Source organism: Vibrio sp. 10N.222.49.C9 (assembly GCF_041474985.1).
Taxonomy (GTDB): domain Bacteria; phylum Pseudomonadota; class Gammaproteobacteria; order Enterobacterales; family Vibrionaceae; genus Vibrio; species Vibrio crassostreae_C.
In genome coordinates, this window is record NZ_JBFRVD010000038.1 from 10,319 (window position 1) to 23,896 (window position 13,578).

Below are 13,578 nucleotides of genomic sequence, written 5' to 3' on the forward strand. Positions count from 1 at the left end.
AGCTGTTTAGCTGTTTAGCTATTTGGCAACTGACTCGTTGTTCATCTTAGCCGGAGCTTTAGATGCGTTAACCAATAGGATACCAACGGTTAGTACCATTGAACCACATAGTAGGAACAACAAGCGTCCTGTTGGTTCGTTTGGAATCAGAGCCATTGCTAGGATACCGAAACCTGCTGTGCTGATAAGCTTACCAAGCATTGAACGCTGTTTAGTATCTAGGTTTTGTTGCTCTTCACCTTCCGCTACAAGCGGCGTGTTCCAGTTAGTGAATAGTTGGTCAACTTCTTTCTCACGCTCTGGCGATAGGCCTTTGTAGAAGCGAGAAGTCATGATGAAGTAACCACCTGTGAACACTACGTGAGCAGCTAAGCTAAGACCTACTTTCAAGTCGCTCCATTCACGGCCTGTAAGCGCTGTTTCTAGACCAAATAGGTTCTCGATGTCTTCTGCTTGCAGAGAGATACCGAAGATGTAAGAAACGAAACCACCAACCACTAGAGTAGACCAACCAGCCCAGTCAGGTGTCTTACGAATCCACATACCTAGTAGGACAGGGATAAGCATTGGGAAGCCAATCAACGCACCTACGTTCATTACGATATCGAACAAGCTTAAGTGACGCAGAGAGTTAATGAATAGACCAATCGCAATGATGAAAATACCCATCATGATAGTCGTTATCTTACTTACAATAACCAGCTCTTTCTGAGTCGCATTTTTACGAAGAATCGGGCTGTAGAAGTTCATTACAAAGATACCAGCGTTACGGTTCAAACCTGAATCCATAGAAGACATCGTTGCAGCGAACATTGCTGACATAAGAAGACCAACCATACCTGCTGGCATTACGTTTTGTACGAATGCTAGGTAAGCAGCATCACCGGCTTTGTCGCCCATTGATGTGTATTGCTCAGCGAACTCAGGCATGAATGCACTAACGTACCAAGGTGGTAGGAACCAAATTAGTGGACCAACAACCATAAGGATACATGCTAGGCCTGCCGCTTTACGTGCGTTTTCACTGTCTTTTGCACATAGGTAACGGTATGCGTTGATGCTGTTGTTCATTACACCGAACTGCTTCACGAAGATGAATACAACCCAAAGGATGAAGATGCTCATGTAGTTTAGGTTGTTACCTAACATGAAGTCGCCGTCGAAGTTAGCAACAATGTTAGTTAAGCCGCCACCGTGGAAGTAAGCTGCTACCGCACAAGTGATTGTCACGGCCATGATTACAAGCATTTGCATGAAGTCAGAAGCAACAACCGCCCAAGAGCCGCCGGTTACTGCCATCAATACTAGAACCATACCCGTTACCACAATGGTAGCTTCCATTGGGATGTTGAATACCGCTGCTACAAAGATAGCTAGACCGTTTAGCCAGATACCTGCAGAGATAAGGCTGTCCGGCATACCTGCCCATGTGAAGAACTGTTCAGACGTTTTACCAAAGCGCTGACGAATAGCTTCGATCGCCGTTACCACACGAAGTTGGCGGAACTTTGGAGCGAAGTACATATAGTTCATGAAGTAGCCAAAAGCATTGGCTAAGAATAGGATTACAATAACGAAACCGTCATTGAATGCGCGTCCTGCGGCACCTGTAAACGTCCATGCTGAAAATTGTGTCATGAAGGCAGTTGCACCAACCATCCACCACAACATTTTGCCGCCCCCTCTGAAGTAATCGCTTGTAGAGGTGGTGAACTTACGGAACATCCAACCAATTGCGATTAAAAAGAAGAAGTAGGCGAGAACAACAAAAGTATCAATAGTCATCTTTTCAGCCTTTTAAATATCATAATTAACTGGGCTTAGATTAACGCGTCCCAAGGTTTATTTGTACTACAATATGTCTTTAGTATGATCTAGGTCGCATTGATTTTCCGATCTCTAATGCGCCTCTATATAAGTATTTGTTTTAATTGAATTTAAATGTGAGTGTATTTTGTTTGAGATCTAAAATAAATTGAGGGTTAAATGTTTATATGTATTACAATATAAACAAAAGCGCTTACTTTGCCGTATCTATAAGATTTTAATTATAACCGTAACAAATGTGCTACAAATTGGTGTGTTGTGCGACGACATTCACGTTAATTTGGAACCCTATACTGAAAATTTTTGTATTGAGATTTCAAGTGTAGCTCATTGTTTTCACTTCGCTATTTTCTGTTTATCTGCGGCCATGAAGCCTTTCTATGCTATTTATTCATCATAGAGGTGCGTATTTGGAATTTTTGTCACTGAGTGGGCGTTAAACTCGATGACGGGACACATTTTGCGGCGCACTTTGTCTATTGTGGCCATCAGTGCATGCGATGAGAGATGTTTGACGACGTATCGAAAAGGAACATTGCTGGATAAAGGGCTGGGTAAAAGGGGGTAGATAGGCAGTAGGGACACCAGTAACGCTTCGTTAGATGCATACTGAAGTCGATTGAAAGCTTACATTACTTGTTATTGCCTGTCTTAGTCGCGGAGCTGGACGAGCCCATAGAGAGAAAGGCGATAAGGTGTGGGGGAAACATAATGTTGATTGAGCGTGTTTTACGGTTAGTCAGCGCAATAAATGACAGATAACAAAAAGCCCCACCGAGGTGAGGCTTCATCACTCAATCTAAAACAGATTAAGCGTTAACGTGATCAACTGCGTCACGAACCAGCTTGCCTAGTTCGTCCCACTTACCTTCGTCGATAAGGTTAGTTGGAACCATCCAAGTACCGCCACACGCAAGTACAGAAGGGATCGATAGGTATTCATCAACATTCTTCAAGCTTACGCCACCAGTAGGCATAAATTTAACAGGGTAAACCGCTGTTAGTGCTTTAAGCATACCAGTGCCGCCAGAAGGCTCAGCAGGGAAGAACTTCAACGTGCGAAGGCCCATTTCCATTGCTTGCTCAACTAGGCTTGGGTTGTTAACACCCGGTACGATTGCAACACCCTTATCGATACAGTATTGAACAGTGCGCGGGTTGAAACCTGGGCTTACGATGAAATCAACGCCAGCTTCGATAGATGCATCAACTTGCTCGTTAGTCAGTACAGTACCTGAACCAATTAGCATGTCTGGGAATTCTTTACGCATGATGCGAATCGCTTCGATTGCACATTCTGTACGAAGCGTGATTTCTGCACATGGCATGCCGTTTTCAACAAGTGCTTTACCTAGAGGGATAGCGTCTTCAGCACGGTTGATAGCGATTACAGGAATTACTTTTAGGTTTGCTAGTTGTTCATTTAATGTCGTCATGAATTCTTTCTCACGTTAAATGTGGGCTTGCTTTCAACTAAGCAAACCCTTGATTAATAGTTAAAGTGCGTAATTATAGAGACAGATCAGGCGTCGCTTGTAGAGGAATGATAGCACCTGGATGCTGAATCACAGTCCCTGCCACAATATGACCTGCTAACGCTGCATCACGTGCATTGCCACCGCTTAAGCGCTTAGCTAGGAAGCCCGCGCTGAACGAGTCGCCAGCCGCTGTAGTATCAACAATGTTGTCTACTGGGTTTGGAGCAACGTACTGAGCGCTTTGGCTTTCAACTACTAGGCAGTCTTTAGCACCACGTTTAATGATGATCTCTTTCACACCAGATTCAGACGTACGTGCAATACACTGTTCAATGCTTTCGTCGCCGTACAACTCTTGCTCGTCATCGAACGTCAGTAGAGCCGTGTCAGTGTACTTAAGCATCTTCAAGTACCAAGAAATCGCTTCTTGTTGACTTTCCCAAAGTTTTGGACGGAAGTTATTGTCGAAGAATACTTGGCCGCCTTGCGCTTTAAATTTGTCTAAGAAGTTGAATAGCTGCGTGCGTCCATTCTCTGTCAAGATAGCAAGCGTAATACCGCTTAGGTAAACCGCATCAAAAGAGAATAACTTGTCAAGTAGAGCAGGTGTGTCTTCCTGGTCAAACATGAATTTTGCTGCAGCATCATTACGCCAGTAGTGGAAACTGCGTTCACCAGTTTCATCGGTCTCGATGTAGTAAAGCCCTGGTTGTTTGTGATCAAGCTGAGCAATTAAGCTAGTGTCGATACCTTCCGCTTGCCACTTTTCTAACATGTCGGTACTGAATGGGTCAGTGCCTAGCGCTGTTACGTAGCTCGTGTTGATATCTTGCTCTTTTGTTAAGCGAGACAAGTAAAGTGCAGTATTTAGTGTATCGCCACCGAAACTTTGCTTAAGCCCGTCTTGTTTCTTTTGTAGCTCAACCATGCACTCGCCAATGACCGCGATGTTTAATGATTTCATATGCTTACCTTAGCAACTGAGGTTGCGCTGTTTATTATTTTAGGAAATCTTCACGCGCAGGGTTGAAGATATCAAGAAGGATGCTGTCTTGCTCTAGTGCAACTGCACCGTGCATCATGTGTTTACGAGCGAAGTAAGCATCGCCTTCTTTAAGGACTTTCTTTTCGCCTTCAATCTCAGCTTCGAAGCTACCACGAACTACGTAACCGATTTGGTCATGGATTTCGTGAGTATGAGGGTGGCCAATCGCGCCCTTATCAAAACATAGGTGTACTGCCATTAGATCGTCAGTGTAAGCAACGATTTTACGCTTAATGCCGCCACCAAGTTCTTCCCATGGGTTTTCATCTAGGATAAAGAAAGAGTTCATTGTGTATCTCCTAATCTGTTTAAATCTTTTAAGTGTTACTTAACTTGCATCCATCATAAGGGAATGAGCCTAATTGTAATACAATATATCTAAATTTGTGTGATATTGATCAAGCGATACTTTATATAGCGTAAATAAATCAACAACTTAATAAATGGCTAATATTTACCATTAGCCAGCTACATCAATGACTTATGGCTAATTATGTGACTCTACTCATCATTTAGCGACGAATAGGTATAATTAAAGCTCATATTGTATTACTTTATATGGAGTTTGAAAATTTAATCAAAGTTTAAGCAGATAAACTCTTTATTGAGGGTGACAAAGAATATGACGACTAAACCAGTATTGTTGACTGAAGCAGAAATCGAGCAGCTTCATCTTGAAGTGGGCCGTTCTAGCTTAATGGGCAAAACCATTGCAGCGAACGCGAAAGATCTAGAAGCATTCATGCGTTTACCTATTGATGTCCCAGGTCATGGTGAAGCTGGGGGTTACGAACATAACCGCCATAAGCAAAATTACACGTACATGAATCTAGCTGGTCGCATGTTCTTGATCACTAAAGAGCAAAAGTACGCTGACTTTGTTACAGAATTACTAGAAGAGTACGCAGACAAATACCTAACGTTTGATTACCACGTACAGAAAAACACTAACCCTACAGGTCGTTTGTTCCACCAAATCCTGAACGAACACTGCTGGTTAATGTTCTCAAGCTTAGCTTACTCTTGTGTTGCTTCAACCCTGACACAAGAACAACGCGACAATATTGAGTCTCGTATTTTCGAACCAATGCTAGAAATGTTCACAGTTAAATACGCACACGACTTCGACCGAATTCACAACCACGGTATTTGGGCTGTAGCCGCTGTCGGTATTTGTGGTCTTGCTCTTGGCAAGCGTGAGTACCTTGAAATGTCGGTGTACGGCATTGACCGTAACGACACTGGCGGCTTCCTAGCGCAAGTTTCTCAGCTGTTTGCACCGTCTGGCTACTACATGGAAGGTCCTTACTACCACCGTTATGCGATTCGTCCAACGTGTGTGTTCGCTGAAGTGATTCACCGTCATATGCCTGAAGTGGATATCTACAACTACAAAGGCGGCGTGATTGGTAACACAGTACAAGCGATGCTGGCGACGGCTTACCCGAACGGTGAGTTCCCGGCTCTGAATGATGCTTCTCGTACTATGGGTATTACAGACATGGGTGTTCAGGTTGCAGTAAGTGTTTACAGCAAGCATTACTCTTCTGAAAACGGCGTAGACCAAAACATTCTGGGTATGGCGAAGATTCAAGACGCAGTATGGATGCATCCATGTGGTCTTGAGCTATCTAAAGCATACGAAGCCGCATCTGCAGAGAAAGAAATCGGCATGCCTTTCTGGCCAAGTGTTGAATTGAATGAAGGCCCTCAAGGTCACAACGGCGCGCAAGGCTTTATCCGTATGCAGGATAAGAAAGGCGACGTTTCTCAACTTGTGATGAACTACGGCCAACACGGCATGGGTCACGGCAACTTTGATACGCTGGGTATTTCTTTCTTTAACCGCGGTCAAGAAGTGCTACGTGAATACGGCTTCTGTCGTTGGGTTAACGTTGAGCCAAAATTCGGCGGCCGTTACCTAGACGAAAACAAATCTTACGCTCGTCAAACGATTGCTCACAATGCAGTTACGATTGATGAAAAATGTCAGAACAACTTTGACGTTGAACGTGCAGACTCAGTACATGGTTTACCTCACTTCTTTAAAGTAGAAGACGATCAAATCAACGGTATGAGTGCATTTGCTAACGATCATTACCAAGGCTTTGACATGCAACGCAGCGTGTTCATGCTAAATCTTGAAGAATTAGAATCTCCGTTATTGTTAGACCTATACCGCTTAGATTCTACAAAAGGCGGCGAAGGCGAGCACCAATACGACTATTCACACCAATATGCGGGTCAGATTGTTCGCACTAACTTCGAATACCAAGCGAACAAAGAGCTAAACACTCTAGGTGACGATTTCGGTTACCAACATCTATGGAACGTCGCAAGCGGTGAAGTGAAGGGCACAGCAATTGTAAGTTGGCTACAAAACAACACCTACTACACATGGCTAGGTGCAACGTCTAACGATAATGCTGAAGTAATATTTACTCGCACTGGCGCTAACGACCCAAGTTTCAATCTACGTTCAGAGCCTGCGTTCATTCTACGCAGCAAAGGCGAAACAACACTGTTTGCTTCTGTTGTTGAAACGCACGGTTATTTCAACGAAGAATTCGAGCAATCTGTCAATGCACGTGGTGTTGTGAAAGACATCAAAGTCGTGGCTCACACCAATGTCGGTTCGGTAGTTGAGATCACCACAGAGAAATCAAACGTGACAGTGATGATCAGCAACCAACTTGGCGCGACTGACAGCACTGAACACAAAGTAGAACTGAACGGCAAAGTATACAGCTGGAAAGGCTTCTACTCAGTAGAGACAACTTTACAAGAAACGAATTCAGAAGAACTTAGCACTGCAGGGCAGGGGAAATAATAATGAGCTATCAACCACTTTTACTTAACTTTGATGAAGCAGCTGAACTTCGTAAAGAACTTGGCAAGGATAGCCTATTAGGTAACGCACTGACTCGCGACATTAAACAAACTGACGCTTACATGGCTGAAGTTGGCATTGAAGTACCAGGTCACGGTGAAGGCGGCGGTTACGAGCACAACCGTCATAAGCAAAACTACATCCATATGGATCTAGCAGGCCGTTTGTTCCTTATCACTGAGGAAACAAAATACCGAGATTACATCGTTGATATGCTAACAGCGTACGCGACGGTATACCCAACACTTGAAAGCAACGTAAGCCGTGACTCTAACCCTCCGGGTAAGCTGTTCCACCAAACGTTGAACGAGAACATGTGGATGCTTTACGCTTCTTGTGCGTACAGCTGCATCTACCACACGATCTCTGAAGAGCAAAAGCGTCTGATCGAAGACGATCTTCTTAAGCAAATGATCGAAATGTTCGTTGTGACTTACGCACACGACTTCGATATCGTACACAACCACGGCTTATGGGCAGTGGCAGCAGTAGGTATCTGTGGTTACGCAATCAACGATCAAGAGTCTGTAGACAAAGCACTATACGGCCTGAAACTAGACAAAGTCAGCGGCGGTTTCTTAGCGCAACTAGACCAACTGTTTTCGCCAGACGGCTACTACATGGAAGGTCCTTACTACCACCGTTTCTCTCTGCGTCCAATCTACCTGTTCGCAGAAGCGATTGAACGTCGTCAGCCTGAAGTTGGTATCTATGAATTCAACGATTCAGTGATCAAGACAACGTCTTACTCTGTATTCAAAACGGCATTCCCAGACGGTACATTGCCTGCTCTGAACGATTCATCGAAGACAATCTCTATCAACGATGAAGGCGTTATCATGGCAACGTCTGTGTGTTACCACCGTTACGAGCAAACTGAAACTCTACTTGGTATGGCTAACCACCAGCAAAACGTTTGGGTTCATGCTTCAGGTAAAACACTGTCTGACGCGGTTGATGCAGCAGACGACATCAAAGCATTCAACTGGGGTAGCCTGTTTGTAACCGACGGCCCTGAAGGCGAAAAAGGCGGCGTAAGCATCCTTCGTCACCGTGACGAACAAGATGACGACACGATGGCGTTGATCTGGTTTGGTCAACACGGTTCTGATCACCAGTACCACTCTGCTCTAGACCACGGTCACTACGATGGACTGCACCTAAGCGTATTCAACCGTGGTCACGAAGTGCTGCACGATTACGGCTTCGGTCGCTGGGTAAACGTTGAGCCTAAGTTTGGCGGTCGTTACATCCCAGAGAACAAGTCTTACTGTAAGCAGACGGTTGCTCACAACACAGTAACGGTTGATCAGAAAACGCAGAACAACTTCAACACAGCACTGGCTGAGTCTAAGTTTGGTCAGAAGCACTTCTTCGTAGCAGACGACCAGTCTCTACAAGGCATGAGCGGCACAATTTCTGAGTACTACACTGGCGTAGACATGCAACGCAGCGTGATTCTTGCTGAACTTCCTGAGTTCGAGAAGCCACTAGTGATTGATGTATACCGCATCGAAGCTGACGCTGAACACCAGTACGACCTACCCGTTCACCACTCTGGTCAAATCATCCGTACTGACTTCGATTACAACATGGAAAAAACGCTTAAGCCATTAGGTGAAGACAACGGTTACCAACACCTATGGAACGTGGCTTCAGGCAAAGTGAACGAAGAAGGTTCTCTAGTAAGCTGGCTACATGACAGCAGCTACTACAGCCTAGTAACCAGCGCGAATGCGGGCAGCAAAGTGATTTTTGCTCGCACTGGTGCTAACGATCCAGACTTCAACCTTAAGAGTGAGCCTGCGTTCATCTTACGTCAGTCTGGTCAAAACCACGTGTTTGCTTCTGTACTAGAAACGCATGGTTACTTTAACGAGTCTATCGAAGCCTCTGTAGGCGCTCGTGGTCTAGTTAAATCAGTATCTGTTGTGGGCCATAACAGTGTCGGGACTGTTGTTCGCATTCAGACTACTTCTGGTAACACTTACCACTACGGTATCTCAAACCAAGCTGAAGACACGCAGCAAGCAACTCACACTGTTGAGTTTGCTGGTGAGACATACTCGTGGGAAGGATCATTTGCTCAACTGTAAATGATTAATACTAATCACAGTAAGTAAGTGAGCAGAAATAGCGCAGGAAAAAAGCTTGAGAACAAGGCAGAATTTTTCGATAAGTAGTTATTCTACAATCAAAAATTCTAACGAAGTTATCGAGCTTTTTAACAAGCTAGGGTGATCAGTTATTTACTACGATTGGTATCACATGCAAGTTATTTAACGATGGCTTGTGTTGATGTGGTGCTTTGCGGGAACGAAGCGTCACATTGAATTCAGTCGTGATTGCAAAATCGTTCGTTGATACCAACAACGACTGAATACATCGGGAATAAGTCAAACCGAGTAACTCATTGCGAGTTGCTCGGTTTTTTTATGCGTGTAGGAAACAGAATAGAACGTTTCAACAAACGAAAAGCCTACTCAGTGAGTAGGCTTTGATCTTAGCTAACCGTCTATTTGACGTTGTTTTTAGTATTTAGATAAGGGCTTTTCTTGCTTTGGCTGCCACCCATTCAGAGAAGATGACCGTCACTAGAATCGCACAGAAAATGACAGTCACTTGAGGCCATGCCAGCATTGCCATCGACTCTTGCAGTTTTAAGCCGATACCGCCAGCGCCCACCAAACCTAAGACGGTAGACTCACGAATATTGATATCCCAGCGGAACAAGCTCGTGCCGATGAAACTTGGCATCACTTGCGGAAGAATACCGTAGTTCAATACCTGCAGCGGAGAAGCTCCAGTCGATTGGATTGCAGCCATCTGTGTTGCATTCACTTCTTCAATCGCTTCATACATTAACTTCGCCACAAAACCAATTGAACGTAGCGCTATCGCAATGATACCGGCCAACAAGCCTGGGCCGATGATTGCTACCAATAACAATGCCCAAATTAACGAGTTAATTGAACGACTTGCCGCGATGATGAACAGCGCGATAGGTCTGATAAACGTCATGCTTGGCGTTGTATTACGTGCAGCTAAGAACGCGACTGGAAACGCTAGTACTATCCCCAACAGTGTGCCAAGTGTCGCGATGTTAATGGTGTCCCACAACGGACTCCAAAGAGACTCTAAGTAGCTCCATCTTGGTGGCCACATACGTGAAGAGATATCAGTAAATTGGTTGGGTGAGTCAGTCACAAAGTACCAAATCGTATCCTTGTTCATGACTTGCCATGCGAATACTGTCAAAGCAACAAAGCAAAGCCAGCCTAGCCAAAGCATGAGGCTCTGTTTACTGTCGTAACGCTGCCATTGGGTACGATTGATGGCGCTTGTCGGTGTTTCATTTAGCGTGCTCATTGGTCGTTCCTTACTGCACATGCTTACGGATGATGGTTGAAAGGTATTCACACAACATCACAATCACGATAATAATCAATAGAATAGCGGCTGATGCGCTGTATTCGTAACGGTCCATTGCTGTGTTTAACGTTGCGCCGATACCACCTGCGCCAACAATGCCAATCACGGCTGACTCACGAAAGTTGATGTCGAGTCGGTACATCGAAAGTCCGATGAAGCGCGGCATTACCTGCGCTTGAATCGCGTAATTGACCTGTTGTAACCAACTCGCGCCCGTTGCGCGCATTGCGCGCATTGCGGTGAGTGGTGCTGGGTCAATGGCTTCAATTTCATCAGCAAACAGTTTTGCGAGAAAGCCGATGGTGGCGAAGGTGAGCGTGACAAAGCCCGCAAACGTACCAAAGCCAAATAGAGCAACACACAGAATCGCTACGATGATTTCTTGTAAGCTACGCGCAACCGAAATAAACGCACGACAGAATAAGTAAACAGGCGTAGGGGCAAGGTTTTTCGCTGCGCCTAATCCGAATGGGATTGAAAGAAGGACACCCGCCACGGTCGATGTCAGGGTCATGGTTAAACTTTCAATCAAACCTTGTGAGATGTTGTTCCATCGGCCACCAAAATCTGGGTTCATGAAAGCCAAAATGAACTGCCAGCCGCGTTCGCTGCCTTCGTAAATTCGAGTCCAGTTGACGTGTACCGATTGAGTCGCAAAGTACAAGTAAACCGCGACAATGATGATTAAGCTCCAGCGTAGCCATGGGCTAGAAATCAGTGGAGGCTTTGTCCACTGTGTCGGGTATTGTTTGGAATTCAGTTTTCCTGACTTTAAATGTTGTTGTGCTGACTTTAAATGCTGATGAGCTTGATTTGGATATGGTTGAGTCATATTGTTGCCTCAGACAGGCGAGGGCTCGTGATGATGAGGTCATCGGCCTCTTCTTCTGCTTGTTGACTCCAGTCTTCTTCACCGTAGATTTGCGTTAAAACATCTTCAGTGAGCAGGTTTGGTTTGTCATCAAATACGACACAACCTGCATTTAATCCGACCACACGGTCAACAAACTGCTTTGCTAATTGAACATCGTGAATATTGATGATGGCAGGGAGCTGTTGCTCTGAACAAATCTCACTGATCAGTCGCATGATTTGGCGCGCTGTACGTGGATCAAGTGCGGCCGTTGGTTCATCAATCAACAGTAATTTCGGTTTCTGAGCAAGTGCACGTGCAATACCAACACGTTGACGCTGACCACCCGATAGAGCATCGGCCCTTTTATTGGCGTGTTCTAACAACCCAACACGGTCGATTAGCGCATAAGCGGCTTGGATATCCGATTCAGGGAAACGACGAGTAAAGCTCTGCCAGAAGTTCACGTAACCCAAACGCCCTGAAAGTACGTTTTCCATCACCGTTAAACGCTCAATCAGCGCGTACTCTTGGAAAATCATCCCGATTTCACGGCGTGATTGTCTCAGTTGTCGCTTAGACAGCGTTTCTAGATTGGTATTGGAAAAGATCACTTCGCCGCTGGTGGGCTCGGTGAGCCGATTAATACAACGGATAAGCGTTGATTTACCCGCACCAGATGGACCAATTAAACCAACCACTTCACCGGCATTGACCGACAAGCTAACGTTGGTAAGGGCTTTATCAGAACTGGAGTAGTGCTTGGTAAGCCCTTTAAGGGTAAGAGTAGACATAGAATTTCTATAAGAGCGGTGTACTAAGAGTTCGCCTGAGACAGGCATGGAAAGTAAACCGGAAAGAGTGGTGAATAACTGCAGGCGATTACACCTGCAGTTAGTTTTATCGGTGTGTGATTGGCTTTTTAGTTCGGTTGAACTTAGCTACACGTGTAAGAGACTTTATTGGCTGTATCGATAGTGCGGATCACTTCCCAGTGCTCTTGGTAAGTGATCGGAACGAACTTCGCTTCACCGTTACGCTCAAATTCTTCTTGAAGCTTTGTGCCTTCCCAGTCGAAAGTGAAGAACGCTTTTTGAATCTTCTCTTGAAGCTCTGGTGTTAGGTTGTGCGCTGTGCCGTAAGCTGTTGTTGGGAAGGTTTGTGACTTGTAGATGCTCTTGATTTGACCTTCTTTCACGACTTCACGTGAAAGCATACGGTTCAATACTGAGTTAGCGACGGCTGCTGCGTCATAATCTTTGTGTGCCACACCCAAAATAGAGTTGTCGTGCGCGCCAGAGAAAGCCGGTTTGAAATCACGTTTAGGTTGAAGCTGGTATTCAGCATCCAGAATCGCAGAAGGGGCTTTGAAACCAGAGTTTGACGTTTGCGATGTGAATGCTAGGTTTTTGCCTTTTAGGTCTTCAACCTTTTCGATGCCTGAACCTGGGTGCGTGATGATTTCCATTTCGTAACCGAAAGAGCCATCTTCAGCCGCCATCATGGTGAATGGAGCAAAGCCAGCACAGTTAACTGCTAGTGGCGTTGAACCTGTGTTGAAACCTGCGATATGCAGACGACCTGAACGCATTGCTTCAATTTGAGCTGCGTTATTTTGAACAGGGAAGAAACGAACCGTTTTTTCCGTTGTTTTTTCAAGGTGGCTCAAAAACTCGCTCCACACATCAGCGTATACTGCTGGATCTTCAACTGGCGTGTAAGCAAAAATTAGCGTGTTTGGATCCACCCATTGTGATTCATCTTGAGGTACATCGGCGACCAAGTTACCAGAGCGGTCTTCGTATCGTGTATCCATTGCTAATGCAGAACCAGAAAAAATCAGCGCAGCAGTAATAGCGCTCTTAAGCGTGAGATTTGTTTTTGTCGGTTTCATTATTTCAGTCCAATTGAGTGATTTTTTGGGAAGGGAGTATAGAAATCGAGGATGACAGAACCGATGCGTTTTGATGACGGATTTATGAATGGTGTAACATAATGTTTCTAGCTGTGTGGAGTTAGATGCTTTATAAGTGTTTGATTCATTGAGTAAATT

10 protein-coding genes are annotated in these 13,578 nt (G+C 45.0%); 2 read left to right on the top strand and 8 right to left on the bottom strand.

Annotated features, from left to right (window positions below):
- Positions 1-18 precede the first annotated feature (18 nt).
- The 4 genes from AB4585_RS16995 to AB4585_RS17010 all read right to left on the bottom strand — a co-directional run bounded on the left by AB4585_RS16995 (position 19) and on the right by AB4585_RS17010 (position 4,639).
- Positions 19-1,785: a sodium:solute symporter family protein gene (locus tag AB4585_RS16995; RefSeq protein ID WP_017061487.1), complete on the bottom strand. Its 1,767-nt coding sequence runs from the start codon at positions 1,783-1,785 to the stop codon at positions 19-21.
- A gap of 851 nt (positions 1,786-2,636) precedes the next feature.
- Positions 2,637-3,263: a bifunctional 4-hydroxy-2-oxoglutarate aldolase/2-dehydro-3-deoxy-phosphogluconate aldolase gene (locus tag AB4585_RS17000; RefSeq protein ID WP_017069898.1), complete on the bottom strand. Its 627-nt coding sequence runs from the start codon at positions 3,261-3,263 to the stop codon at positions 2,637-2,639.
- A gap of 73 nt (positions 3,264-3,336) precedes the next feature.
- On the bottom strand, positions 3,337-4,269 hold the full coding sequence (locus AB4585_RS17005; protein WP_372155720.1) for a sugar kinase: 933 nt from the start codon (positions 4,267-4,269) through the stop codon (positions 3,337-3,339).
- Positions 4,270-4,303: 34 nt separating this feature from the next.
- Positions 4,304-4,639, bottom strand: coding sequence for a cupin domain-containing protein (locus AB4585_RS17010; RefSeq protein WP_009846518.1), 336 nt, complete (start codon positions 4,637-4,639; stop codon positions 4,304-4,306).
- A 333-nt stretch (positions 4,640-4,972) separates the two neighbouring features.
- Here AB4585_RS17010 and AB4585_RS17015 point away from each other — a divergent pair, with 333 nt between their 5' ends.
- Together AB4585_RS17015 and AB4585_RS17020 are read left to right on the top strand one after the other, a co-directional pair.
- Positions 4,973-7,180 (top strand): heparinase II/III family protein, encoded by a 2,208-nt coding sequence (locus AB4585_RS17015; protein WP_372170377.1) that lies wholly within the window; start codon positions 4,973-4,975, stop codon positions 7,178-7,180.
- 2 nt (positions 7,181-7,182) lie between these two features.
- Positions 7,183-9,336 carry a heparinase II/III family protein gene (locus AB4585_RS17020; RefSeq protein ID WP_108195803.1) on the top strand — a complete coding sequence of 718 codons (2,154 nt, stop codon included), beginning with the start codon at positions 7,183-7,185 and terminating at the stop codon, positions 9,334-9,336.
- Between the two features lie 442 nt (positions 9,337-9,778).
- Here AB4585_RS17020 and phnE (AB4585_RS17025) read toward each other — a convergent pair whose 3' ends face one another.
- The 4 genes from phnE (AB4585_RS17025) to phnD form a co-directional block, all read right to left on the bottom strand.
- Positions 9,779-10,609 (bottom strand): phosphonate ABC transporter, permease protein PhnE, encoded by an 831-nt coding sequence (gene phnE, locus AB4585_RS17025; protein ID WP_372170381.1) that lies wholly within the window; start codon positions 10,607-10,609, stop codon positions 9,779-9,781.
- 10 nt (positions 10,610-10,619) lie between these two features.
- A complete protein-coding gene (gene phnE, locus AB4585_RS17030) occupies positions 10,620-11,504 on the bottom strand; it encodes a phosphonate ABC transporter, permease protein PhnE (RefSeq protein WP_372170382.1) in 885 nt (294 codons plus the stop codon).
- On the bottom strand, positions 11,501-12,319 hold the full coding sequence (phnC, locus tag AB4585_RS17035) for a phosphonate ABC transporter ATP-binding protein (RefSeq protein WP_372123529.1): 819 nt from the start codon (positions 12,317-12,319) through the stop codon (positions 11,501-11,503). Before phnC ends, phnE (AB4585_RS17030) begins: the two co-directional genes overlap by 4 nt.
- Before the next feature lie 143 nt (positions 12,320-12,462).
- On the bottom strand, positions 12,463-13,419 hold the full coding sequence (phnD, locus tag AB4585_RS17040; protein ID WP_372155714.1) for a phosphate/phosphite/phosphonate ABC transporter substrate-binding protein: 957 nt from the start codon (positions 13,417-13,419) through the stop codon (positions 12,463-12,465).
- Between the last annotated feature and the right edge of the window lie 159 nt (positions 13,420-13,578).